This window comes from Nitrospirota bacterium (genome assembly GCA_004296885.1).
In the GTDB taxonomy this organism is placed as follows: domain Bacteria; phylum Nitrospirota; class Nitrospiria; order Nitrospirales; family Nitrospiraceae; genus SYGV01.
Window position 1 is genome coordinate 404,186 of record SCVN01000023.1, and the last position, 23,790, is coordinate 427,975.

Annotated in this window: 21 protein-coding genes and 1 tRNA gene; 1 reads left to right on the forward strand and 21 read right to left on the reverse strand. The window is 62.6% G+C overall.

Annotation, left to right across the window (positions count from 1 at the left end; translation table 11 throughout):
• Window positions 1-11: 11 nt before the first annotated feature.
• From EPO61_15030 to recG, 3 genes are read right to left on the reverse strand one after another with little or no spacing between them, the layout of a single operon-like run.
• Window positions 12-944 carry a hypothetical protein gene (locus EPO61_15030; GenBank protein TAJ07270.1) on the reverse strand — a complete coding sequence of 311 codons (933 nt, stop codon included), beginning with the start codon at window positions 942-944 and terminating at the stop codon, window positions 12-14.
• A gap of 50 nt (window positions 945-994) precedes the next feature.
• Window positions 995-1,318, reverse strand: coding sequence for a hypothetical protein (locus tag EPO61_15035; GenBank protein TAJ07271.1), 324 nt, complete (start codon window positions 1,316-1,318; stop codon window positions 995-997).
• A gap of 19 nt (window positions 1,319-1,337) precedes the next feature.
• Entirely contained in the window at window positions 1,338-3,893 is a 2,556-nt protein-coding gene (recG, locus tag EPO61_15040; GenBank protein ID TAJ07272.1) for an ATP-dependent DNA helicase RecG, read from the reverse strand.
• A gap of 108 nt (window positions 3,894-4,001) precedes the next feature.
• On the opposite strand from recG, the gene rpmB reads away from it, so the two are divergent.
• Window positions 4,002-4,193: a 50S ribosomal protein L28 gene (gene rpmB, locus EPO61_15045; protein TAJ07273.1), complete on the forward strand. Its 192-nt coding sequence runs from the start codon at window positions 4,002-4,004 to the stop codon at window positions 4,191-4,193.
• Window positions 4,194-4,414: 221 nt separating this feature from the next.
• Here rpmB and EPO61_15050 read toward each other — a convergent pair whose 3' ends face one another.
• The 18 genes from EPO61_15050 to asnB form a co-directional block, all read right to left on the reverse strand.
• Window positions 4,415-5,914 carry a peptidase C14 gene (locus EPO61_15050; protein TAJ07274.1) on the reverse strand — a complete coding sequence of 500 codons (1,500 nt, stop codon included), beginning with the start codon at window positions 5,912-5,914 and terminating at the stop codon, window positions 4,415-4,417.
• Window positions 5,915-5,926: 12 nt separating this feature from the next.
• A tRNA-Gly gene (locus EPO61_15055) sits at window positions 5,927-6,001 on the reverse strand.
• An 80-nt stretch (window positions 6,002-6,081) separates the two neighbouring features.
• Window positions 6,082-7,302: a tyrosine--tRNA ligase gene (locus EPO61_15060; GenBank protein ID TAJ07275.1), complete on the reverse strand. Its 1,221-nt coding sequence runs from the start codon at window positions 7,300-7,302 to the stop codon at window positions 6,082-6,084.
• Window positions 7,299-7,805: a helix-hairpin-helix domain-containing protein gene (locus EPO61_15065; GenBank protein TAJ07276.1), complete on the reverse strand. Its 507-nt coding sequence runs from the start codon at window positions 7,803-7,805 to the stop codon at window positions 7,299-7,301. The genes EPO61_15060 and EPO61_15065 overlap by 4 nt, the downstream gene beginning before the upstream one ends.
• A 68-nt stretch (window positions 7,806-7,873) precedes the next feature.
• Window positions 7,874-9,304, reverse strand: coding sequence for a dihydrolipoyl dehydrogenase (gene lpdA / locus EPO61_15070; GenBank protein TAJ07277.1), 1,431 nt, complete (start codon window positions 9,302-9,304; stop codon window positions 7,874-7,876).
• 14 nt (window positions 9,305-9,318) lie between these two features.
• Entirely contained in the window at window positions 9,319-9,705 is a 387-nt protein-coding gene (gene gcvH / locus EPO61_15075) for a glycine cleavage system protein GcvH (GenBank protein TAJ07278.1), read from the reverse strand.
• Between the two features lie 90 nt (window positions 9,706-9,795).
• A complete protein-coding gene (locus tag EPO61_15080; GenBank protein TAJ07279.1) occupies window positions 9,796-11,295 on the reverse strand; it encodes a tetratricopeptide repeat protein in 1,500 nt (499 codons plus the stop codon).
• Between the two features lie 33 nt (window positions 11,296-11,328).
• The gene (locus EPO61_15085; GenBank protein TAJ07280.1) at window positions 11,329-11,751 is read right to left on the reverse strand and encodes a nucleoside-diphosphate kinase; all 423 of its coding nucleotides are present in this window, start codon (window positions 11,749-11,751) and stop codon (window positions 11,329-11,331) included.
• A gap of 97 nt (window positions 11,752-11,848) precedes the next feature.
• Window positions 11,849-12,880, reverse strand: coding sequence for an S-methyl-5-thioribose-1-phosphate isomerase (mtnA, locus tag EPO61_15090; GenBank protein ID TAJ07281.1), 1,032 nt, complete (start codon window positions 12,878-12,880; stop codon window positions 11,849-11,851).
• Between the two features lie 28 nt (window positions 12,881-12,908).
• Entirely contained in the window at window positions 12,909-14,063 is a 1,155-nt protein-coding gene (locus EPO61_15095; protein TAJ07282.1) for an undecaprenyl/decaprenyl-phosphate alpha-N-acetylglucosaminyl 1-phosphate transferase, read from the reverse strand.
• Window positions 14,060-15,130 carry a DegT/DnrJ/EryC1/StrS family aminotransferase gene (locus EPO61_15100; protein TAJ07283.1) on the reverse strand — a complete coding sequence of 357 codons (1,071 nt, stop codon included), beginning with the start codon at window positions 15,128-15,130 and terminating at the stop codon, window positions 14,060-14,062. Before EPO61_15100 ends, EPO61_15095 begins: the two co-directional genes overlap by 4 nt.
• Before the next feature lie 4 nt (window positions 15,131-15,134).
• Entirely contained in the window at window positions 15,135-15,782 is a 648-nt protein-coding gene (locus EPO61_15105) for a PIG-L family deacetylase (protein ID TAJ07284.1), read from the reverse strand.
• A gap of 261 nt (window positions 15,783-16,043) precedes the next feature.
• Window positions 16,044-16,742 (reverse strand): hypothetical protein, encoded by a 699-nt coding sequence (locus EPO61_15110; GenBank protein TAJ07285.1) that lies wholly within the window; start codon window positions 16,740-16,742, stop codon window positions 16,044-16,046.
• Window positions 16,742-18,334, reverse strand: a complete 1,593-nt coding sequence (locus EPO61_15115; protein TAJ07286.1) for a hypothetical protein — start codon at window positions 18,332-18,334, stop codon at window positions 16,742-16,744. Before EPO61_15115 ends, EPO61_15110 begins: the two co-directional genes overlap by 1 nt.
• Window positions 18,331-19,608: a glycosyltransferase family 1 protein gene (locus EPO61_15120; GenBank protein TAJ07287.1), complete on the reverse strand. Its 1,278-nt coding sequence runs from the start codon at window positions 19,606-19,608 to the stop codon at window positions 18,331-18,333. Before EPO61_15120 ends, EPO61_15115 begins: the two co-directional genes overlap by 4 nt.
• Window positions 19,527-20,690 (reverse strand): glycosyltransferase family 1 protein, encoded by a 1,164-nt coding sequence (locus tag EPO61_15125; protein ID TAJ07288.1) that lies wholly within the window; start codon window positions 20,688-20,690, stop codon window positions 19,527-19,529. The genes EPO61_15120 and EPO61_15125 overlap by 82 nt, the downstream gene beginning before the upstream one ends.
• Window positions 20,678-21,742, reverse strand: a complete 1,065-nt coding sequence (locus tag EPO61_15130) for a methyltransferase domain-containing protein (protein TAJ07289.1) — start codon at window positions 21,740-21,742, stop codon at window positions 20,678-20,680. The genes EPO61_15125 and EPO61_15130 overlap by 13 nt, the downstream gene beginning before the upstream one ends.
• Before the next feature lie 44 nt (window positions 21,743-21,786).
• Entirely contained in the window at window positions 21,787-23,715 is a 1,929-nt protein-coding gene (gene asnB, locus EPO61_15135) for an asparagine synthase (glutamine-hydrolyzing) (GenBank protein TAJ07290.1), read from the reverse strand.
• Between the last annotated feature and the right edge of the window lie 75 nt (window positions 23,716-23,790).

A 23,790-nucleotide genomic window follows, 5' to 3' on the forward strand; every position in this document is an offset into this window, starting at 1 on the left:
ACTGAAGGCTGTCAGCTATTCTTCAGGCGGGCCGCCAGGTCCAACAGGACCCCCTCGCGCAGCCCCAGGTCACTGACCAGGCAAGTCCGGAAGCCCAGGGTTTCCATAACCCCGCGCAGAATGATCGTCCCGGCCACGATCACATCTTCGCGCCCCAGTTCCAGCCCCAACAGCCCTTCGCGCTGCGCCTTCGTGCGGCTCAGGATATCCGCCTCAAGTCCCTTGATCGTCTCCAGCTCCAGCCGGTAGTTGTGGATCCGCGACCCCACGTAGGCCGGCAGTTTCTGGGCCATGGCCGCGAGCGTCGTGATCGTGCCGGCCGTGCCGACAAAGGTCGCACCGGCCAGGTCGCCGAGCGTGAGGCGAGCGTCTTGTGCGGTCTGTTGGACAAGGTCTCTGGCTGCCTGCAACTCGCCGACCGTCGGCGGATCGTGAAGCAGGAGCCGCTCGGTGAGCCGCACCACGCCGATTTCCTTGGAACAGACGATCGGGGTTCTGCCGGGCTGATCCAGGATGAATTCCGTACTGCCGCCGCCGATATCCAGCCCGAGCATCTTCGCGACTCCGGCGGGGAGACCGGACCGGATGCCGAGCAGGGTCCGGCGGGCTTCCTCTTCTCCGCTGATGATCTCGACCGTGAAACCGGTTTCGCGCCGCACCAGGTCGAGAAATGCATCCCGATTGCTCGCCTCTCGGACCGCGCTGGTCGCCACCACGGCCACCGCCTCGGCCCGGTGCGTCGTCACCTGACCCTTCCACTCGCGCAAGACCTCGATCACGCGCTGCGCGGCGGCCGGACTCAGCTTGCGGCTGTGATCCAACCCCTCGCCCAGCCTCAGGACCCGCCGCTCGGAATGCAACTCGACGAGCGGCCGGTTGGCCTGCCACCTGGCAATCAAGAGCCGACAGGTCAGGGTTCCAATATCAATCCCGGCCAGGATCATGACGGAGCCTTCTGCGGAATGAATGAGCGGCGGGAGGCGGTTGAAGAGAGTCAGGACGAGGCTTTGGCATCTTCCATTTCGGCCAGCAACTTGGCCCGCTGGAGTTTCAGCTCCTGAGCCTGGTCCGCGCCACGCACGATTTCGAAATCGGAGAGGATCTGTTCCGTCGTCACGTTCCGTTCCTGCAGCTCCACGGCGCGCTCGCCGATGTCGCGGGACAGGTCGCCGAACCGGCCGTCCAACTTGCGCAACTCCCGACGCAACTGCAACAACTCCGTTTCCACCATCGCACGGTTGGCCGCCTGCGCCGCCCCATAGCGCAGGCTCGCCCAGCCGACCCTCAAATCCTGTTTGACTCGTTGCAGCAACCCCATAGTCCCCTCCCCACCCGGGTCAGCTGACGGACCCGAGATCCAGCTTGTCCTTCCAGCGCCGCAGCATCACGGTCCGCAACGCTTGGTGGCGCGGCTCGGACAAATGCGGGTCCGACGCCAGCAACGCAAACGCTTCCTGCCTTGCCGATTCGAGTAAGACCCCGTCCCGGATGAGATTGGCCACCCGTAATTCAGGCAACCCCCACTGGCGCACACCGAAAAATTCCCCCGGCCCCCGGATGCGGAGGTCTTCTTCCGCAATGACAAAGCCATCGGTCGAGTTGACCAAGGCCTCCAGGCGTTGGCGCGAAGGGCTGGCTCCGGCTCCCCTTGGGGACCCGGATCGAGCCGCTGGCTGCCAACTCTGCTCCTCACGGTTCCCGGCGGCTCCCCGCCCCGAAGCCAGGAGCAGACAGTAGGACTGGATCGCGCTCCGCCCCACCCGGCCCCGCAGCTGATGCAGTTGCGCCAGCCCAAACCGCTCGGCATGTTCCACGAGTATCACAGTCGCGTTCGGCACGTCCACCCCGACTTCCACGACGGTGGTCGCCACAAGAATCTGAATCGTGCCGGCCTTAAACGCCGCCATCGTCCGTTCTTTCTCGTCGGCCTTCAAGCGCCCATGCAGGAGCCCCACGCGGGCGTCGCGGAACTCCTTGGCCTGAAGTTGCTCGGCCGCCTGGATCGCCGCCTGCAGATCGACCTTTTCCGACTCCTCCACCAGAGGATAGACGATATAGCCTTGCCGGCCGGCCCGCACTTCATCGTGCACCAACTGATAGGCCCGGCGACGCTGGGATTCGTTGAACAGCCAGGTCCGGACCGGGCGACGCCCCGGCGGCAACGCGTCGATCACCGAGATATCCAAATCCCCATAGACGGTCATAGCCAAGGTCCTGGGGATCGGCGTGGCCGTCATGACCAGCACGTCCGGGTGATAGCCCTTCTCCAGCAAGGTCTTCCGTTGAAGCACCCCGAACTTGTGCTGCTCGTCGATCACCGTCAGCCCCAGCCGCGCGAATTGGACGCCCTTCTGGATCAGCGCATGGGTGCCGATCACGACATGGGCCGCGCCGCTTTCGATCTGCGCGAGCGTCGCCGCTTTCGCCTTGGCCGCCCCCCCACTCTTGAGCAGCACCACCGTCAGCCCCAGCGAATCCAGGAGCGGACGCAAGTTGAGGTAATGTTGCTCCGCCAGGATTTCGGTCGGCACCATAAGGGCCGCCTGGTAGCCGGACCCGCAGGCAATGACCATCGCGATCAGCCCGACGATCGTCTTGCCGCAGCCCACATCGCCCTGGATCAGCCGATTCATCGGCCGCAACGATGCCATGTCCCGCTGGATTTCGCCCAACACCCGCTCCTGAGCCGCCGTGAGCTGAAACGGCAAGAGGGTCCGAAGCTTGGCCGCCAGTTGCGTGCCGGTATCGAACCGGATGCCTTTCACCTCTTCCTTGACGGTCCGTTGGCGCATGGCCAAAGCCAGCTCCAGCACGAAAAATTCCTCGAACGCCAGCCGCCGGTGCGCCGGAGTCGTCCCGCGATCGAGCGCTTCCATCGAACCCTGGCCGGCCTGGCGGCCCGGCACGGGAGGGAAATGGAGATCGGGAATCGCGCGGTGGATCGACGGGAGGCGCAGCTTGGCCAGCAATGAGGCCGGCACGATGTCTTCCATGCCTGGCGCATACTGATCCAGCAAGCCCTTGACGATCGTTCGGAACTGGCGGGACGTGAGCCCCTTCGTCTCATGGTAGATCGGCACGATCCGGCCGACGTGCAACGGCGTATCCTGTTCCTCCCCCAAGACCTCGTATTGAGGAGACTCCAGGCCGAGATCGGTCCAGCCTTTGCGGCCGGCCGACACTATGCCGCTCAGCATCACGCGGGCCCCCGGCTTTAACTGCGTTTCCAGATAGGGCTGATTGAAGAAGACCGCATGTACCGAGCCGGTTGCGTCCTCCACCGTCACCTCCAGAATGGAGAGACGACGCCTGGCCGCGCGCTTCAGCTCGCTGCTGTGCACGATCCCGCAGACGGTCGCCAGCTTGCCCGGCGCCAGTTGCCCGATGGAAGTCACGACCGACCGGTCCTCGTAGCGCCAGGGCAGGAACCAAAGGGCATCTTCAACCGTCCTGATCCCCAGCCGCTCCAGCAACGGCGTCCGCTTGGGCCCGACACCCCGAGCAAACTGGATCGGAAGATTCCACAGGTCGGAAGCAACGGGGCCGGAACTCGGGATGTGAGGATGGGTCTGCCCCTGCCCTGCGCCTCGCGCTTCTTCCTTCGCGTCTATGTCCATCGAGCGCAGCCGGCTCAGGATCGCCTGCGCGCTTGCCAGCCGGCGCTTGCGCTCGGCCTGATCGGGAATCTGGTCGTAATCGGCGAAGAGTTGGCGGATCGTCAGCAAATCGGTTTCGACGGCGGCCGAGTAGACATCGTCAGCCAAGGCCTCCACAACCTGGCGCGACACGAACGGGCCGAGGCCTTTCACCGTCGAGAGATACGCGTAGGCATCGCGGCTGGCGAAGTCAATGGGACGGGCCAGGCGCTGCACAATGTGCTGCAGTCGCTCCATGCAGACAGACGGCACCAAGGTAGGCTTGTCAGACAAGACGCCCGTATGGTAGCATACGCCCCGTGTACAGACAATTTTGACCGTCTCGTGAGGGAAGGAGTTCGAACCGTGGCTTTTTCATGCGACCTCTGCGGCAAGAAGCATCAATCCGGCCATAACGTGAGCCATGCCAACAACAAAACCAAGCGCATCTTCGCGCCCAATCTCCAGCGGGTCAAGGCGGTGGTGGAGGGCGCGACCAAGCATATCCGCGTCTGCACCCGCTGCCTGCGCACCGGATTGGTCAAGAAAGCGGTCTAGCACCCTCGTCACACAGCACATTCCGCTTCGACGGTTTCATCGCCAGACCGACCGCATCCTCCCGCGTATTCCCGTTCCCCATCCGGTATTCGCCCAAGTCCATACGCATCCTCAAGGCTAACAGCAAGAACGGGAGCACGTGCGGTGCGCAGACGTGGCGACGCCAGGGCAACAGAGAGCTGTCATCAATCCCCCACGGGGAACTGGGGCAAGCAGGCAGGTTAGTTCGGTTCGAGGAGACGCACGCCTTTCTTGAGCATGTCCGGACTGCCCAGGAGTTGAGGACTCTGTTCATTGTGAAATTCTCGTCGGGCCACCCGTTCGACCTGCGGCTTCAAATACTCGAACAACTCCCTGAGATCGATGCTCCGATCCTTGTCGCGACCTCCCTCTCCCTGCAGGCCTTTCAAGAAGAAATAGGTCAGCAAGCCGTGGCCCTTCTGATCGTAGGTTGACGAGACTTGCTCGCCGGAACTGGCGGCCAGCACCACGGTCTTGCCCTTGGCCAGCAGCGGATTTTCCACGGACAGTACCATGGGCCTCATCCCCTTGGCGATCACGGAACGGCCGCCAGCGCCGGAGAAACAGGAGTCGAGCATGACCACGACTTCCTTCGCCGGCAGATCAGCCAGCTTGGCGTAGAGCCGATCCAGCGAGTAGCTAGTCTGGTCCACGAAGGTCGGGTCACCGTCGTAGGGTACAAGAAATGCCTTGCCGGTTTTCGGGTTGGGTGCCCCGTGCCCCGAATAGTAGATGAAGACCGAGTCGTCTTTCTCCACGTGATCGGGCAACCACCCTTCGAGATACTTCTCTATCCCCGTCTTGGTCGCCCGTTCGTTGAGCAACACCACGACGTTCTCCTCCTGGTAGCCCAACGTCTTGGTGAGATATTGCCCCATGACCTCGGCGTCATGTGCGGCAAAGTCCGCCTTGGGCAGCTTCTGCTGATACTGCTCGATGCCGACGAGGATCGCATAGGCATGGGTCCTGGCCTTGACGTCCGACGCGGGCACACGATCCACATCGCTCGCGGGCACAACCGCCGCCGCGGGCGGGGCTGCCGTCAGCGGCGCGGAAGACGACGGCACGCCCAGCTTGGCCAATTCCTTCTCCTCGGCATATTCAAGCAATCGCGCGACTTTGGTGTTCCCCGTATGCTTGGCATATTGGAGCGAGGTGCACATGTTGATGTCGAATCCGCCGGAATCGCAGACCTGGACCTGCGCGTTGTTCGTTTCCGCTCCCCGCTCCAGCAGGAATTGGACCATCTGCACATCGCCTCTGCCCACGGCCGCATCGAGGGGCGTCATGTTCCAATTGGTCTTGGCATTCACGTCGGCGCCACGCTCCAACAGGAATTTGGCCACCGGCTGATTGCCCGACCAGACCGCGCAGAACAAGGCAGTCTCTCCGGCATTCATGCCACAGGCGTCCTTCTCGTTGACGTCTTGCCCCTGCTCCAGCAATGCGCTCATCGCTTTCAGATCGCCTCGTCCCGCCGCATCGCCCAAGGGGGTGGCGCAACCGGCGAGCAGAAGGAGCAACAGTCCCGTAAGGAGTCGAACCGGCGCAGTCATAATCGACCTCCGCTTGGCTGGCGGCAATCCCAGCGCAATACAATGGACATGAAAGAAAGATGGAAGGACGTCAGCCAAGAAACACGTGACGTGCTTCTTTATAGGCATCAATGACGCTAAGGCAATAATAAACCGATGGGTCATGCAAGCGAGGTATGGAGCGGGAGACGGGATTTGAACCCGCGACAACTAGCTTGGGAAGCTAGGACTCTACCACTGAGCTACTCCCGCCCTCAGGATATGTGCGATGAGAGAACGACCGAATCCTACGCTGCGGCTTCGAGCAAGTCAAGGGCGACTGAACGCTTAAATCAGGAAGCTTTGTATTCAACGGTCGCAAATTTTCGCTTGCCGATTCGAAGCCGGTATTGCCGGCCGGCGACCAAAGGGGTGGTTGCGTTCGGGTCGGTCTGCTTCTGCTCATCCATCTCCACCCCGCCCTGGACGATCAGCCGCCTGGCTTCGCTCTTGCTGGGCACCAGCTTGGTTCTGGCCACCAGATCCACCAGCCCAATCGCCGGCGCAGCCGGATCGGCCACATCGGCAGCGGTCAACATCACCCTTGCATCCGGCTCATCCGGAAATTCCTTCTCGCTGAAGCGGTGGGCAAATTCCTGCCTGGCGCCTGCCGCCGCGTCGGCCCCGTAGTACCGGGTGACGATCAGTTCCGCCAGCTTCTGCTTGGCCTGCATCGGATGGGCCGATTTGACCTGCTCCAAATTCTCCGTTGTCAGCAACTCATAGTACCGGAGCATCAGTTGATCGCTGATGGACATGAGTTTGCCGAACATGTCGTTGGGGACGTCCCTGATAGCGATGTAATTCCCAAAGCTCTTGCTCATCTTGCGGACCCCGTCGGTCCCTTCCAGCAAGGGCATCGTCAGCACGACTTGCGCCTCCTGCTTGTAGTCCCGCTGCAAATCGCGCCCGACCAGGAGATTGAACTTCTGGTCCGTCCCGCCCAGCTCCACGTCGGCCTTGAGCTCCACCGAGTCGTAGCCCTGGATCAAGGGATAGAGAAACTCATGGATACTGATCGGTTTCTGCTCGTGATAACGTTTGTGAAAGTCCTCCCGTTCCAGCATCCGCGCCACGTTGTAATGGGCGCTGAGCTGGATCAACTGGTCGGCCGTCATCCGGCTCATCCAGTGGCTGTTGAAGACGATCTCCGTCTTCGCCGGATCGAGGATCTTGAAGATTTGCTCCTGATAAGTCCTCGCGTTCTCTTGGACCTTCTCCTTGGTCAATGCCACGCGCGTCTCGGACACGCCGGTCGGGTCCCCGATCATGCCGGTGAAATCGCCGATCAGGAAGAGCACATGGTGTCCCAGGTCCTGAAAGTGCTTGAGCTTGTGGATCAGGACCGTATGGCCCAGGTGCAGGTCAGGCGCGGTCGGATCGAACCCGGCCTTCACGCGCAGGGGCCGCTTCTCTTTGAGCGAGCGGGTGAGCTTGGATTCCAGCTCGTTCTGCTGAATGACCTCCACGGCCCCGCGGAGAATCAAATCGAGTTGCCTGGTCAGTTCGCTCATCGTTCCGCCTGATCTTTGGCCCGTGGGGCCGCTTCCTGTCGGGGTTTGGGCGCAGGCGTCGCGCCGGCAACCGGCGCACTGAATGAACCGACCGTCACCAACGGCCTGATCTGCCGCAGTTTCTTCTCCCCGATGCCTTTGACGTGATTCAATTCGTCCACCCTCTTGAACGGTCCCCGCTCACGCCGCCATTGCACGATACGCTGGGCCAGCACCGGACCGATGCCCGGCAACTGTTCCAGTTCGCCGGCGGTCGCCCTGTTCAAATCCAATTTCTGAGACGCGTCGGTCGTTCCGCCGGCCTTGGGCCCACTCGCTCCCGGTTGAATCGTGTTCCTACCTATTGCGCTGTCCCGGACAGACTCCGCTCGGGGCATCGGAGCGGGAGTTGGCCCCTCCCCCTCCTCCGGCCCCGACTCATCCGGCATCGGCCAGCCGATCCAGAACACCAGAGCGACCGCCGCAGCCAGCATGGCCAGCTTGATCAGCAGCGACTGCACCATAGTCCATAAAGTCAGAAAGTCAAAAAGTTGCAGGCCTCAAGACGTGACGACTTGCTGACTTTCAGACTTTACGACATTCTTTTTCTCGCCTGATGGATCGCCATTCCCGCGACGTCTTCCGCCGCTTCCATCAGACCCTCGGCCAGGGTCGGATGGGCGTGAATCATGTCGGCCATCGTGGACACGGTCGCTCCCGCTTGCATGGCCAGGGCCGCTTCATGGACGAGGTCGGCCGCATGGGCTCCGACGATGTGGGTTCCCAGCACTTTTCCCGTCTTCCCATCGGCGATGACTTTGAACAGGCCCGTGGCATCCCCCGTCGCTTGCGCCTTACCCAATCCCAGATACCGGAACCGCCCCACTTTCACGTCCTGTTCCGGATTCCCTCCCCGTTGGGCGCACCGTTCTTTGGCTTGCTGCTCGGTCAGTCCCACCCGGCCGATTTCCGGCAGGGTGAAGATGCCCGCCGGCACCACATCATAGGAGATCGCCTCCGGATGGCCCATGATATTGGCCGCCGCCACTTTCCCCTGCGCGGAAGCCACATGGGCCAGCATGGCCTTCCCGACCACGTCTCCGATTGCATAAACACCCTTGACGGTGGTCTCCATCCGGTCGTCGACCAGGATCTCGCCCCTCCGACCGAGCTGGACACCGACGGTTTCGAGGCCGATGCCCTTCGTGTTGAAGCCGCGCCCCACCGAGACGAGCAGCTTGTCCCCCGTCAGCCTGGTCCCGTCCTTGAGCAGGGCCGTCACGGCATCGGCTTCCCGCTCGACGCGTTCGACCGTCGTCCCGGTGCGCACCTCCACCCCTCGCTTTTTGAGCTCCCGCTCCATGAAGGAGGCAATCTCTTCATCTTCGAGCGGCAGGAGACGGGCCATCAACTCGACGACCGTCACCTTGGTTCCCAGACCGCTATAGAGCGCCGCGAACTCGCAGCCTTCGACGCCGCCGCCGACGATCAGGAGGCTGGCCGGAACCGCCGTTTGGTCCAGGGCCTCCTTGCTGGTGATGATCTGCCGCCCGTCGACGGGGAACAGCGGCAGGTTCGGCCAGGAGGAGCCGGTGGCCACGATCACCGCATCCGCCTGCACTCTGATCTCGGTCCCGTCCGGCTTTCTCACCAACAGCGTTCGCGCATCCAGCAGCTCGCCGGTCCCGGCTATGTGTTCGACGCCCCAGGCTTTGAACAGAGTGGCGATGCCCTTGACCAGCCCTTCCACGACCTTGTTTTTTCTCGCCACCATGCGGGCGAGGTCGTAGGTCACGCCCCCGCCCAGCCGCAGGCCAACGTCCGCCGCCTTCTTGGCCCTGTCCCCCAACTCTACGACGGCGAGCAGCGCTTTGCTGGGAATACAGCCCCAGTTCAGACATACGCCTCCCAAGGCCTGGTTCTCCACGACCGTCACCCGCGCCCCGAGCTGGGCGGCTCGGATCGCCGCCACGTACCCGCCGGGCCCCGCGCCCAGGATCGCGATGTGTGTCCGGTCCGTCATGCTGTCAGTCGGTGCTACTTTTTCTGAGAGGCGAGGAAGGTCTCGTACTGTGCGGCGGTCATGAGCTTATCCACTTGCGCGGGATCGGACAGCTCGATCACCGTCATCCACCCCTTGCCGTAGGGATCGGCGTTGACCGCTTCGGGATGGTCTTTGAGGTCGCCGTTGATCTTGGCGATGGTGCCGCTCACAGGGGTGTAGATGCTGGAGGTCGTCTTGGTGGATTCCACTTCGCCGATCTGCTGCCCCGCCGTGACCGCAGTCCCCGGCTTCGGCAGGTCGATGAAGACGATATCACCCAGCGCATCCTGGGCGAAATTGCTGATGCCCAGGGTGGCCTGCTTGCCTTGCACCCGGATCCATTCATGTTCCTCGTGGTACCGCAGATCGTTGGGTTCCATGCTCTCCTCTCGTGTCGTAGGGCGCGGCCGGCGGCGCGCAGTTCGTCTCGCAAAACGGTTTGGGGATCGTAGTGCAGGAGGTAGGGTTTGTCAAGGAACGGAGCCGGCCGGCATCACGTACCAGAGACCGATGCCCGGCGGAAGCCCGGCCTGTGCGATCGCCGCGGGCAGCCGCTCGTCCAACTTCATGGGATCGCCGCCCTGCAGCCGAGTCTCCATCCAGATCGGACGCCGTTCCCCGAGCAACGCAACCGCCTTCGTCACGACTCCGGCCTGGCCCTTCCCCTGCCCCATGGAGGGTGACGGCCTCGGCATGATCACATAAAAATCCCATGCGCTCTGATTGGCTTCCAGGACATCTTCCCGGTAACGGACCAGGGCGGCCACCGGCTCCGTGACCGTTTCCTCATGCACTTCCAGTCCGACCTGCATCGTGGCGGACCGTTTGCGCACCGCTTGCGCCAGCCGGTCCAGCACTTTCACCGACTGACGGGACTCCCAGCCCAGCCAGCGCCAGACTTCAGGCGCATAACCCCGCTGATCGCCCCTCAAGGATTCGGGATCGAGCCTGACTCCAAAGTCCCGTTCGACCGCTTCCCGCGCAAACCGGCTGAGCCGCTCGCCTGGGTCGGCGCCGGGCGGCGCGCGAAACAGGACCCCGTCCGCGCCGGAACCGGCCAGATCCGTTACTAATCCGACGAGGTACTCCTGAAACGCCGGATGGAAGAGGTCCAAAAATAGGGATGGCCTGAATTGGCCGCCGGCGGCATCGTAAGCCTGGGCTTGCCACCCGAGCGCCGGGTCCACCCAGGCCATCCGCCAGGGATTGACCGTGACATAGACCGCCATCCCTTGCCGATGGGCCAAGGGGACCAGCTGCCCGATCGTATCCTGGACGGTAAAGGCCCAGTCCGTTCGGAAATACACTCCGGCCGGCGCTGTCGGAGCACCTCCGGACTTTTGACTCCGGGCCTCCTCTGTGCCCGCCTCCAACACCAACGTGGTGACCCCTGCCTTGGCCAATGAACGTAGCCATCCATCCAACAAGGACGGCTGCGGGAGGCGTTGCGTGGGCAGCCCGAGAGCCGTCTGCTTCCCGGCAAGACGCGGCGGGCCTTCGGCAGGCCGTTCCAACGAAGCGATACGGCTGCGCGCCGCAGCAACCAGTTCACTGTCCCCGCCGGCCTGCACGACGCTTCGATACTGAGCCAGGGCCGCGTCGAGATCGCCGGCCTGTTCGTAGGAACGGCCCAGCCACCAATGGGCTTCCCAGGCCAACGGCGAGCGTGGGTATGTCCGCAACCACCGCTCCAGGAGTTGCACCGCCGCCTGGCTCCGGCCTTGACGGTGGAGCTCCTGCGCATCCCGGAGGAGCCGACGCTGGATCTCAAGGCTCGGTTCGGAAGGAGCCGGCGCGCCTGGCGGGGCGGAGACCCGAGGGCCGGCGCAGCCGGCCCAGACCAGGACACAAGCCAGCCCCAGCAGGGCCAGCCACCCGGCAATAGGAGCCTTGTTCCAATGACAGGCAGGCCGCTTCATGCTTCCGCAGGAAGGAACGAGCGCAGGCCGGATGGAGGAAGCAAGAGGCATCTCTCGCTTCCCGTTGCGTCGACGTGGCGCGATTTACCGGGCAACCAAGTCCATTTCAGGAAAGAAGTAGCCGATCTCGAATCGAGCGGTGTCCGCGGAATCGGACCCGTGGACCGCGTTGAATTCAATGTTGGTCCCATGCACGGCCCGGAGAGTCCCGGGATCGGCCTTGGCCGGGTCCGTCGCGCCCATCAGCTCGCGATGCCGCTTGATGGCGTTGTCTCCGGCCAGCACCACGACCACGACGGGACCGGAGGACATGAAGGCCGTCAGGCTGTTGAAAAACGGCCGCTGCTTGTGCACCGCGTAGAACCCTTCGGCAGCCGTCTTCGTGAGCTGCATCATCCGGATGGCCACCGGGTGCAGATTCGCCGCTTCATACCGCTTGATGATGTCCCCGATGACCTGCTTCTTGACCGCATCGGGCTTGATGATCGCCAACGTCCGTTCGCTCATCGTCCGTCACTTTCTCCATAATAAGGTGAAAAGATGCGCCGCGCTGCATCCGACCGCGCGGCATTCTAGTCGAAGCGCAGGCCGGTTGCAACCTCCGCTACGTGCGGAACCGCTCGGCCAGCTCTCCCGGCTTGAACACGCCTCGTTCCGTAATGATCGCGGTGATGTAGGCGGCCGGCGTCACGTCAAAAGCCGGATTCAGCACCGGAACGCCGACCGGCGCTACGACCGTCTTGCCGCAAATCGACGTGACCTCCCCCGGCTGTCGCTGCTCGATGGGAATCTGTTCGCCCGACGGCGTCTTCAGATCGATGGTCGAATAGGGAGCGGCGACATAAAAGGGAATGCCGTGCGCCTTGGCCAGCACCGCCACCGAGTAGGTCCCAATCTTATTGGCCACGTCTCCGTTGGCCGCGATCCGATCCGCCCCCACGACACAGAGGTGCACCAGTCCCTGCCGCATCAACGCCCCGGCCATGTTGTCCGTGATCAACGTGACCGGAATGCCGTCCTGCATCAACTCCCAGGCCGTCAATCTGGCTCCTTGCAGCACGGGTCTCGTCTCATCGGCCAGCACCTTGATCTTTTTGCCCTGCTCCCAGGCAGCCCGGACCACCCCCAAGGCCGTTCCATAGCCGGCCGTCGCCAAAGCCCCGGCATTGCAGTGGGTCAGAATCGTCTGCCCATCTTTGACGAGCGCCGCTCCATGACATCCCATGGTCTTGTTCATGGCGATGTCTTCATCCAGAATGCGCTGCGATTCGTCCACCAGCCGCCGCTTGATGGCCTCCACCGGCAACTGTCGGCTCTCGGCCAGGACCCGCTTCATCCGTTCGATGGCCCAGAACAAATTCACCGCCGTCGGGCGCGTCGCGGCCAGCACGTCACAAATCTCATGCACCTCTTTAGAGAACACATCGAAGTTACTAGACTTCAATGAGTTCGCTCCCAATGCCACACCCATCGCCGCCGTTACGCCGATGGCCGGCGCCCCCCGCACCCGCAGCTCACGGATCGCCCGGGCCACCGTCTGGTAGTCGCGACAATCCAGAAAGACCACTTTCTCCGGGAGCTGAGACTGATCCAGGAGCCGGACCGCTCCCTCTTTCCACTCCACTGTCGGTACCATACGGCTATTCTCCTCGTCAGTTGTTCAACTACGGTTCGTTCTCGTGCCGAGCGTAATGCTCCAGGATGGTAATCATGATCATGATCAAGGCGGCCTGGGCCAGCAGGAGGATCGCCTCCGTCGTGCCCACTTTGCGCAACACGATGGCGGCCAGTCCCAAGATTATTACTAACGCGAAGATCAGCTCGACGCTGGCCCGCCGGCTGCCCAGCATCCGTGCAAACCGATGGTGCAAGTGATCCGTGCCCACATAATCGATCCATTGCTTCACCGACGCAACCTTGCCGGTCCGGACCCGCTCCACGGTGATATGGATCATGTCATAGATCAGCACCCCGAAGATCAGCAAAGGATTGCTGAACGACACGATCGGATTGTTGTCGGCCCATTCGCCCTTGACGGCCAGACAGGCGAGGGTAAAGCCAAGGAAAGTCGACCCGCCGTCGCCCAAAAAGATCAGGGCAGGCCCCCTATCGAGCCTGAAATTGAAAAAAAAGAACCCCAGGCAGGAACCGATGATCGCCACGGCCAGCCAGGCCAATCCCGGCTGGTTCGTCTCATAGGCCACGACCCCCATAAAGAAGGCCATCAGCATGGCCATGCCGGACGCCAGTCCATCCATGCCGTCGAAGAAGTTGAAGGCGTTCGTGATGCCGACGATCCATAAGAACGTGAGCAAGACGTTCATGGTCGTGCCGAAGAGGCCCGGAGAAAACAACGTGAGCATCTTGCCGGTCGCAATCACCATCCCGGCGCCCAGCAGCTGGACCCCCAATCGAAACCAGGCCGGAAGCCCTCTGGCATCATCGACAATTCCGACCACAAGGAGCAGTGAACCGGCCAACAGAATGGCCACCATCCAGTCTTCCAGAATCGAATTGAGCAAGATCGCCACGACGAATCCGAGATAGACGGCCAGACCGCCGATGCGCGGGGTCGGCGTCGCGTGAATCTTCCGTTCCGAAGGCTGGTCCACTAACCCCCACTTGACGCCCAAGCGGATCAGGAGCGGCGTAAGCGTAAAGGCCATGACAAACGACAAGAGCAAGATGTAGAGCCACCGGCGCCCCCCCACGATGTAGAATTCGCGTGTGGAGGGAATGAGGAGCAGCACCAGAGCGGCCAGCCCGATCCACAGGGCCCAACCGGGCCACCTCGGCTCGTCGCGCTCGACCGTCGTCATCGGAACTCCTCACACAGGGCTTGGATCACCGAAGCCACTTCGGCATCCGTCAACGAGGGATAGATGGGGAGCGATAAGGCCCGAGCATGGGCTTCGTCGCTGACGGAAAATCCTGACGCTCCCAGGTACTGATGGATCGGCCGAAACACAGGTCGCCGGCACTGGACGCCCCGTCCCTCCAGCCGCTGCATGATCCCGTCCAAGGGCCCAGCCGACTCTGGAATCCGCACCACATATCGATAGTAGACATGCGTGCGCCCGTCCGGGACGGCCGGCAACGTGAGCCCCAAGGTGCCGAGCGCCGCCCCGTACCTGGCGGCAATGACCGCCCGCCGCTGCGCGAGCTCGTGAAACCGGTTGACCTGGACGAGACCAAGCGCAGCCTGAAGATCCGTCATCTTGCGGTTGAAGGAACGAGGGTCCAACCGGTCACCTTCATCGTATGTGCGCAGACTCCGCCCTTTTTCCAGTAATCCGGCGTCGTTCGACAGCACCATACCGCCTTCGCCCGCACACAAGAGCTTGGTAGCGTAAAAGGAACAGATGGTCACGCGTCCCACGCTCCCGACCCGCCTGCCTCGCTCAAGAGCCCCCACCGTTTGCGCGCAATCTTCGATCAAGGGAATTCCGCAGGATTCCAGGGCGGTCAGGTCCGCCGGCAAGCCAAACAAATGCGGCACGATAACCGCCCGCGTGCGGGGCGAGAGGGCCTTCCGGACGGCAGCCGGATCGATGTTGCAGGATCGTCGCTCGATCTCCACGAGCTTTGGAATCGCCCCCACTCGGGTCACGGCCAACCAGGGCGCGACGCAGACGTAGGTCGGGAGAAGAACTTCGTCACCGGGACCGATGCCCAGAGCCAGCAGCGCGACTTCCAGTGCGACCGTGCCGGAACTGACGGCGACGCCGCCGCGGACCCCCAGCAACTCCGCTACGGCCCGCTCGAACGCATCGGTTTGCGGCCCCTGAGCCACCTGCCCCGAGGCGAGCACCGAAGCCACGGCCTGGGCTTCAGCCTCGCCGAGGGTGGGACGCGAATGGGGGATCAGCGAAACACCGTGGGTCATGGCATTAGGGCAAGAACATGCGCAACGGCACGAACCCTTCCGCGTTCCTCACCCGTCCCTGGATGCCGCGAAAATGCGCGGCCGACTTCGTCACTTCAACGATGCTCAGCCCTTCTACGTTAGTTTTATTGACCTGGGACGCATGGGCTTGCAGCGCCTTGATCTTTTCGTCCAGGACCGCCCCGATGTCCACAAAGACCGTCGGGGAGAAATGCTGCGTCGTCGGCCCTTCGTAGAAAAGCACGTTTTTGGTATAGCGTGACGCCGAGACGGTGCTCATCGCCAGATGGCGGTGATCCTGGTGCGTATCATCGGGGAAATGCACGAAAATCACATGGGGAGCGACCTCCTGCACCACCCGTTCGATCTTCTGCACCAACCCTCGATCGTTGGGAATGGCGGTATCAGGATAGCCGCCCCAATAGACCTTGTCGACTCCCAGAATCTTTGCCGCATCGCCTTGCTCGGCCGTGCGGACCCGCGCATCGCCTCCCAACTCGCCTTCGGTCATGACCATCAAGAAGACCCCATGGCCTTGCTTCGAGTACCGCAGGAGAGCTCCCCCGCACCCGGCCTCGATATCGTCGGGATGCGCACCCAGTGCCAAAATACGAATCCGGTTCGAGTCCTCCGAAGCCATCGCCACCTCCATACCAACCTTCGGTTGAACCCGGCACTTCGATCAAGTGTGCCGGGAGAAGTTTTTTACCTCCAGTGAAATATCAACCAACCTTCGGTTGAACCGCCATACCAAGCTTCGCTTGAACCGCTCGCTTCGATCAGATGTGAGCGGATAGTTTTTGCTACCGGTATTCTTTCCGATCATTTGCGGGCGGAGAAGGTTTTTGCCTCGTACGATTCTCTCACACCTCGTATCTCATAAAGCGGACCTCGCTCTGCTGCGTCCGACACTTCACGCCTCACAGGATTGTTGCCGCGCGCGGCGCAGGAGCCGGAGCGCCTCGCCGCCGCAGGCAAAGAGCAGGTCAATGGCGGCCATGCCGGGCATGAATGGTTCATAACATTGAGCATAGACCGGATGGTGAAAGTCCTGCACCTCCAAGCGTATCCCCGAGGCTTCGAACCTCGGCCTATCCATGTATCCGGCCGCGCCAGCCCCGGCCAGATAGCTGGTGCCGCCCACTGTCCGGCAGATATCGATCAGCCGATCCGTCGGCTCATCCCGGAGCGTCATCTCCGACGCCATGCGCAAAGGCGTCGTGATGCCGTAGGCGTCCAGCAGCCACGCGAGCACCGCCACATTGAGATCCGACAAGCGTTCCCAGGGCCGCCGGCAAATCGCGCGCAACCCCTCCAGGAACGGCTCACGGTACGGCGCACGAGCATAGTGCATCTCGATCGTCCGCACGTGCTTGGCGCCCCATGCCTCGCTCGGATTGATGCGGACTTCATTGATCGGCTGCCCGAACCGATGGAGCACGGGCACGGTCACCCACTGGCAGCCCTGCGCCGTCCGGATGCGATTGCGGTTTTGCCATTCGTTCTTCTTGAACTGAACGGTGTCCAGTATCACAAAGACATCGGCCCGATCAATCTTATCCAGATAGCCCAACCAGGGCAGATATTGAGGTTGATGGATCGCGACCCGCATTACAACCCTTGCGACCCCACGGCCTGAGCCGGAGCCGCATCCGGCTGTATCGGCCTGCCCATCTCATCATACTGAGCGGCGGGCACCGGCCCGACGAAAATCGGGTTGCTCAGGATCTCGCTGCCCTTGCCCTGGATCGAAACCCGATAGAAATTCCAGACTCCCGGGGGGGCTCCTGGATCGGGAATCGTTTGCTCGAACGGCGTGATACCCGTCAGGGTCACGGCTACCTGGCCCGAGCGGATCAGCGTCAGCGTAATGGGATGCGCGCCCTGATCCACAGCCGTGACTCTCAGCCGCACCACCACATCCCTGGCCCCGTTGGGGTCCAACGACTCGCCGCTCCCGGCTCCCCTGGCACCGCCCTCGCATTCGACGCGGAACTGATCGAGGCGCAGGCCGGCCCCCTTGAGGTATTGGCCTGCCGAATAGAGCCTCCCGCTGCGGAGCGCCTCCACCAGCCCGGCGGCGCTCCGCTGGCGGACCCAGAAAATTGTCAGAACCTGGTCGAGTTCCCTGGTGTCCCGATTGACGCCGTGGAAGGCAATCTCCCCGACCGTGAACGGCGGAGCCTGGCCCTTGCGCTGCGTCGCATACTGAGCCAGGATTTGGTCCCAATCATTGCCCGGATTGATCACCGTCCGATTGTCCTGATAGATCCCGCCAAACCCTGTGTAACCGCTGGTCATCACCAAGGCATCCGCGTATGGCTCCGTCTTGACCGTCACCTTCCCCAAGGGGCCGTAGTCGAACACATTGAAGTCTCGCGCTTCGGGCATGGACCAGATTGTCACCCCGCCACGCGCCGCCACGGCGTCAATAAACGTTTGATAGGGCTTGTAGCTCAGGTGATCGTCATAGATGCTGTAGACCGGCGAGCCGACCGGCCAGGCATTGAACAAGAGCAACGAGGCGGCGACAGCCAGCATGAAAGAGGCCAGGCGGTGCTTGCGACGCACCCGATAGGTGACCCGCCCATCACGCGAAATCCTGGGGCTCCGACGGAACCAGAGCCGGACCGCCGGCACGAACAGCAGCACCGGCAATAAGGCCACACCGCTGGCCCCATCATAGTGGTAGGAACCGGGGTTGCCGTTCGCCGGCAGGGCAGCATAGTCTTCCGCACGCGCCAAGCCGAACGCCAGGATGTTTTTCTGGGAATTGTGCATCGTCAGGTTCCCCTCGAACAGGGAACCGGTCCAATAGTAGTGGGGCACAGCCTCGACGCCGGGAATCAACAATACCTTGGGGTGGCGAGCCTGCGCCGCCGCCACATCGTTCAGATACCGCTCCACCCCGTTATCGAGGACCGAGTGCAGCGAATAGGTGTACTTGAGCAATCCTCGCAGCGGATAGAGGCCGTACTCATAACGAAGAACGAAGTTGTCGGTCAGGACCACCGCATCCAGCCCCACGGCTTCCGCCTGCTCGGCCACTTGATCCAACGAGAGATCGCCGGTGCTGGCCCGGCTGTGCACGTGAAAGCTGGTCACCAACGGCGTCAATGTCGGCTGGTCCGCCCTGGCCTGGACGACAGCCGCGGCCATCCAGAGGCCAGCCAGCACGATCGGTATCAGCCGCCGACGGTTCATTGCATCCCCTGTTGACCGGCTGCCATGCCGGCCTTGTCGTAGACAGACTCAATGGCGCGCACCATCGACTCGGCACCAAACCGGTCGCCGATGCTCCGACTGGCTGCCGCGCCAAGCTCTCTGGCCCATTCCGGCTTCTGGATCAGCTCCTCCAAGGCGGATGCCAGAGCCCCGGCATCGCCGGCCGGCACAAGCAGTCCGGTACGACGATCCTCCACGATCGCCGGGACGCCGCCGACCTTGCTGGCCACCACGGGAAGACCGGCCGCCATGGCTTCGATCAACGCCCGCCCCATCCCTTCATTCAACGAAGGAAGCACGAACAGGTCCATGCCGGCCAGACATTCCGGCACATCCTGCCGATCCCCCAGCAAGTGCACCGAGCCGTGCACCCCCAACCGATCCGCCAGGGCCAGATAGGCGTCGCGCAAACCGCCGCTCCCCACGATCACCAGGTGCAGGCTCGGATGCGACGGTTTCAGCTTGGCAAAGGCTTCAATCAAAAACCGGTGTCCCTTCACCTCCGTCAACCAGCCGACCGATCCTATCACAATGGCTTCTGGGGAACAGCCAAACCAGGATGGACGTGCACGATGCCCCTCCATGGCGGCGGCCCGAAACCGACCCAGATCGATTCCGCTGGGCACGACGGAAAACTGCTCCGCGCGGCCGACACCGAGGACGAGATGCTCGTCCCGCTCGGCCTCCGTCAAAGCAATCAGCCCGGTCGTGCCTCGCGCCAACACCCGCTCGATCCACAGAAAAAACCGGGACGTCGCGCGGCCGAAATGGCCGTAGAAGACATGGCCGTGGGGCGTGTGCACGACGACCTGCACGCCGGCCAACCAGGCGGCGAGTCTGCCCAGCACGCCGGCTTTGGATGTATGGGTATGGACAATCGCCGGCCGTTCCAGCCGGAACAACGTGGCCAGCCGCCAGAGAGTTACCAGATCCTTGAACGGATTGATCTCGCGCGTCAGCGTCGGCAACAGCATCCATCGTATGCCGGCCTCGGTCAGACGCCGACAATTGGCCTCGGTCGCTTGATCACCGCCTTGCGCGTCCCACCGTCCGGCGCGCCCCGCCACCACGAACGGCTCGAATTTAGTCCGATCGTGCCCAAGCGCCGTCAGCAGCGTGTTCTGCGCCGAGCCCCCCCGATCCAGCCTGGCAATGCAGTGCACGACTTTGACTACGGGACGGCCTGCGTGCCCTCGGACAGGGTCTGGTGAAGCTTCGTGGCAAGGCTCGCCCAATTCAGTTCCTCCTCGCATCTTCTCCGTCCATTTCGCCCAAGCCGCCTGGCATACTCCTGGTCTTGACCGATACGCACCACAGCCTGCGCGATGGCCTGCACGTCCAGCGGGTCAACCAGGAGCCCTGTCACTCCGTCAAGGACCGCGTCCGGCATCCCTCCGGAATTCCCTCCGATGACGGGCTTGCCGCACGCCCCCGCTTCCAGAAACACGATGCCAAAACCTTCGACAAGGTCCAGCCGACCGGGCATTTCCCTGCTTGGCATGATGAACAGATCGCACAGATTGTAGTAGTCGACGAGATCCGCCTCCGCAACCGTGCCGACCATCTTGACGATGCCCGTCAGGCCCAAACGATCAACGAGCTGCCCCAACCGTGCGCGTTCCGGCCCCGCCCCAACAATGACATAAGCAATCCCTGGAATATGTTCGCGCACCAGGGGAAGCGCACGAAGCACGACATCGTGCCCTTTGTGCAAATCCAGTCGCCCGACCGTGAGCAGGACGGTGGTAGCCGGCCCGAGACCCAGCCGGCTCATCAACGCCGGGCTTTTCGGAGCAGGGCGAAAGACGTCCGTATCCACTCCGTTATGCAGCACCCTCATGGGCGCCACCACGCCGGCCTTGGCAAGTTGCTCTCTTGTGTAATGACTCACGGGCAACACCCACGCAGCCTGCCGAAACATATATCCCTTCCAGGCCCTGCATAGACTCTTGACGGCTCGCCGCACGGTCACATAATCATCAAATATCTCTGATCCATGCGCGGCAACGGCATATTTGATTCCACGCAGGTTGTGGCTCGCATGCGCCAGCAAGCCACAGGGGAACCACACGGCACTGACAATCCAATCGATGGGTTCGGTGCGGTGGATGCGCAGGATCGCTCTCAGAAAAAGAGCTTCCCGCAAAAGCGGAATATTGGGAACCCGGACCGTCATGAACGTCTGGCCCTTATCAAATTCCTTCCATCCAGGCGTCCGCACCGTAAGCACCTTCACCTGATCGTGCGTCGCCAGAGCCTTGGCTATCTGATAGGTATACTGGGCGATGCCCCCGATCACAGGAGGGTAGTCTGTCGAACACACTATGACGTGCATGACCCTGCCTTGCGTCCTTTCGCCCAGACCCACGAATCGCCGACGAGAGTGGTTTCAATCTCCGCCAGTCCCGCCCGCCGAAACCAACCCAACATTTCTTCCTCGCTGTACGAATGGCTGACCGGAGCCGCAAGCCGGTCGAACCAATCCGTATAGCTGGCATAAAAATCATAGCCGGCATACTCCTTGATCCGCAGGGGCGCGTATTGTTCAACCACCGCGAGGCGCCGGAACAAGCGATAGGCATTCACAAAGACCCCATAATCCAGGACCGTGGCAAACCAGGCCACGCCTTTGGCGAGCCAGAGCGGCAGGCGGGTCGTCACCCTGCGCGCATGCTCAAGAAGCTCCTTGCGTGTGGTTCGTTGGTACACCCATATGAAGATCACCGCACCAGGCTTGAGCAGCGGCATCAGCCCACGGAACCCCTCTTCCGGATCCGGCAAATGATGGAGCACGCCCAGACTGTAGATGAAATCGAACGAAGCCTGACGGAACGGCGCACGACGGATATCCGCCTGTACGAACTGGGTCGTCCTCTCCTCCGGATCACGACGGACCGCCACGTCAACGGCCTGGCTCAGATCCATTCCGATAATCTGGGCGCCTAAGGTCGCCGCCTGCTGAGCATGACGTCCTGCCCCACAACCCACATCCAACCCCAGCTTGCCGGCGAAAAACCCCTCCCCCAACGGCTTGATGAACAAGCTGAAATTATCCACGGCATACCGGTTGAATTCCGTCCACTCATAGCCGAAACTCGCCTGCGTGTGAAGCACCGTCCGCGCCGCCACGTCCTTGCTCGACCGGTTGACCGATGCCTGGCATGACCCTCCGGTGGCCGGCTGGTTCTGGACCGAGCCGAGCGCCTGTGCCCGCAAGTCGCCGATAAGCAGCCGCGGCACGGAGCCGATAATAGGAAACGTCTCGCCGCACGGACACTCGAGCCGCCCATTTCTGATCGAGTCGTTCGGACCGGCGTCAACAGTGACGGCCGTCAAATCGGCGCCGCAGACAGGACAACAGAGAATGTTCAACAGTCGTTTCTGCATGGCTGAATTGCCTCATGGTTGTCAATGCCCCAGCAGCTTCCCACTCAGCCGCACCTCCGGTGCCACAATTCCAGAACGACCATGGCATAAATCTGATCGGCAAAATTCCGCCGCCCGGCGTCGTGCTCCCGGAGCAGCCACCGCACATATTCGGGCTTCACATAACCCCGGCGACGCACGGTCTCGTCGCTGAGCAGATCCCGGACCATTTCGCGGAGATCTTCGCGCAGCCAGCGCGCGATCGGCACCTGAAAGCCGCGCTTGGGCGCGTTAAGAATCGCGGGTGGCAAGAAGCGGCCCAACGCTTTTCGCATGAATCCTTTCAAAGTCCACCCGTCGAACCGGACCGACGGCGGCAGGCTACAGGCGAACGCCAGCAATTCATGATCGCAAAAGGGCACGCGCAACTCCAACGAATGGGCCATGCTAAGCCGATCCCCCATCCTAAGGAGATCATCGGGTAGATAGGTCTGGAGATCCAGCCCCATGGCCCGGTCCGATGGAGCGTCGGCGGGCCAGCGATCAAACCGCTCCCGATAGGCCTGGGCGACCAGCTCCGGCCCTCTCCCGGCCAAACAGACCGGAGTGAAGGCCGAATCGCCCCACTCAGCCGGCAAGAACGTGATCCATCGGACATATTGCGCGGACAGATCCAGACGGCCGTCGCGCAAGAACCGCTTGAGCCGACCGAGTTGATCCCGGCTGCCCTCCCCTTCGCGCAACAGCGGCGCCACCCATGCTCCCACCCACCCGCGCACGATGGCCGGCACCAGCGCATAGCGGGCAGCGGCGCGCACCCCCAGATATCGGGGATATCCTCCGAACAACTCATCCCCGCCGATTCCCGACAGGGCCACGGTGACGGATCGACGAGCAACGGCCGAGACCAGGTAGGTCGGAATGGCCGAGGAATCAGCGAAGGGCTCCCCCATGGCCGCCACGATCTTCGGCAACAGGGTCACGACATCCGGCGTCAACCGCTCTTCCGTATGCTCCGCGCCAAAGTGGTCCGCCATGAGGCGGGCCGCGTCAAGTTCGTTGTAGGACCGATCCGCCGGTGCCCCGTAGCCGATCGAAAAGCTTTTGATCGGCCCGTTGGTCACCGAGCGCATCATGGCCAGAATCGCGCCGGAATCAAGCCCGCCGGACAGAAAGAGGCCCAAAGGGACATCGCTTACGAGGTGCGCTCGGACCGTGTCCTTGAGCAAGGCCAGAAACCGTTCTTCCGTCTCGGGTTCGGATTCCCTTCGGTGCGCCAGCGAGGCACGCGCCGACTGAGCGGCGCTCGGGCGCAGGGCTTCGCTCGGATGATAGTAGCGCCCGGTTTCGATCTTACCGCCTTCCACCTTCAGCCATTCTCCGGGCGGGAGTTGCCGCACCCCCTCGTACATCGTTCCCGGCCCGGGCACGTAGAGCAGGGTCAGATACTGGGCCACCGCCGAGGGGTCGACGGAACGGGACGGGAGGGCTTCCAGGAGAGACGGCAGCTCGGAGGCAAAGGCCAGTCCCGGCCCGCCCCCCTCCGCGCCAGGCACCAGCGCGTAATAGAGAGGTTTGATGCCCAGCCGGTCGCGGACCAGGAGCAAACGGCGACGCTCGCGATCCCACAGTGCGTAGGCGAACATACCGCGGAGCCGTTGCACGCCGGCCTCGCCCTCCTGCTCGTACAGGTGGACGAGCACCTCGGTATCGCAGTTGGTCGTAAACCGATGGCCCTTGTCGATCAACTCCCGCCGCAGTTCCCGGTAGTTGTAGATTTCCCCGTTCATCACCACCCAGACCGTCCCGGTTTCGTTGGAGATCGGCTGATGTCCGCCTTGCGGGTCGATCACGCGCAGCCGTTGCGTCCCCAGTCGGATGCCGGCCTCCTGGTGCACCCCGTTCTCATCCGGTCCCCGATGCTCCAAGCGGCGCATCATGCGCGCCAGGACCGCCTCGTCTCCCTGTCCAACCAGACCGCAAATCCCGCACATCAGTGTCTCAACTCCCGGATGACTTGCACGCAACCATCCCTAGCCGCGGGAAAACCAGAATTTGTAGACGGGCAT

Excerpts from the sequence above, each read along its gene's own strand:
- EPO61_15085 (TAJ07280.1), bottom strand. The coding sequence starts at position 11,751 with ATGAGCGAACGGACGTTGGCGATCATCAAGCCCGATGCGGTCAAGAAG.
- EPO61_15095 (TAJ07282.1), bottom strand. The coding sequence starts at position 14,063 with ATGACGACGGTCGAGCGCGACGAGCCGAGGTGGCCCGGTTGGGCCCTG.
- EPO61_15065 (TAJ07276.1), bottom strand. The coding sequence starts at position 7,805 with ATGGTGCAGTCGCTGCTGATCAAGCTGGCCATGCTGGCTGCGGCGGTC.
- lpdA (TAJ07277.1), bottom strand. The coding sequence starts at position 9,304 with ATGACGGACCGGACACACATCGCGATCCTGGGCGCGGGGCCCGGCGGG.
- EPO61_15125 (TAJ07288.1), bottom strand. The coding sequence starts at position 20,690 with ATGCACGTCATAGTGTGTTCGACAGACTACCCTCCTGTGATCGGGGGC.
- EPO61_15110 (TAJ07285.1), bottom strand. The coding sequence starts at position 16,742 with ATGCGGGTCGCGATCCATCAACCTCAATATCTGCCCTGGTTGGGCTAT.
- EPO61_15120 (TAJ07287.1), bottom strand. The coding sequence starts at position 19,608 with ATGCGAGGAGGAACTGAATTGGGCGAGCCTTGCCACGAAGCTTCACCA.
- EPO61_15080 (TAJ07279.1), bottom strand. The coding sequence starts at position 11,295 with ATGCCTCTTGCTTCCTCCATCCGGCCTGCGCTCGTTCCTTCCTGCGGA.
- EPO61_15100 (TAJ07283.1), bottom strand. The coding sequence starts at position 15,130 with ATGACCCACGGTGTTTCGCTGATCCCCCATTCGCGTCCCACCCTCGGC.
- EPO61_15050 (TAJ07274.1), bottom strand. The coding sequence starts at position 5,914 with ATGACCCATCGGTTTATTATTGCCTTAGCGTCATTGATGCCTATAAAG.
- recG (TAJ07272.1), bottom strand. The coding sequence starts at position 3,893 with ATGGAGCGACTGCAGCACATTGTGCAGCGCCTGGCCCGTCCCATTGAC.
- gcvH (TAJ07278.1), bottom strand. The coding sequence starts at position 9,705 with ATGGAACCCAACGATCTGCGGTACCACGAGGAACATGAATGGATCCGG.
- EPO61_15105 (TAJ07284.1), bottom strand. The coding sequence starts at position 15,782 with ATGGAGGTGGCGATGGCTTCGGAGGACTCGAACCGGATTCGTATTTTG.
- EPO61_15115 (TAJ07286.1), bottom strand. The coding sequence starts at position 18,334 with ATGAACCGTCGGCGGCTGATACCGATCGTGCTGGCTGGCCTCTGGATG.
- EPO61_15035 (TAJ07271.1), bottom strand. The coding sequence starts at position 1,318 with ATGGGGTTGCTGCAACGAGTCAAACAGGATTTGAGGGTCGGCTGGGCG.
- EPO61_15030 (TAJ07270.1), bottom strand. The coding sequence starts at position 944 with ATGATCCTGGCCGGGATTGATATTGGAACCCTGACCTGTCGGCTCTTG.
- mtnA (TAJ07281.1), bottom strand. The coding sequence starts at position 12,880 with ATGGTACCGACAGTGGAGTGGAAAGAGGGAGCGGTCCGGCTCCTGGAT.
- EPO61_15060 (TAJ07275.1), bottom strand. The coding sequence starts at position 7,302 with ATGAGCGAACTGACCAGGCAACTCGATTTGATTCTCCGCGGGGCCGTG.
- EPO61_15130 (TAJ07289.1), bottom strand. The coding sequence starts at position 21,742 with ATGCAGAAACGACTGTTGAACATTCTCTGTTGTCCTGTCTGCGGCGCC.
- asnB (TAJ07290.1), bottom strand. The coding sequence starts at position 23,715 with ATGTGCGGGATTTGCGGTCTGGTTGGACAGGGAGACGAGGCGGTCCTG.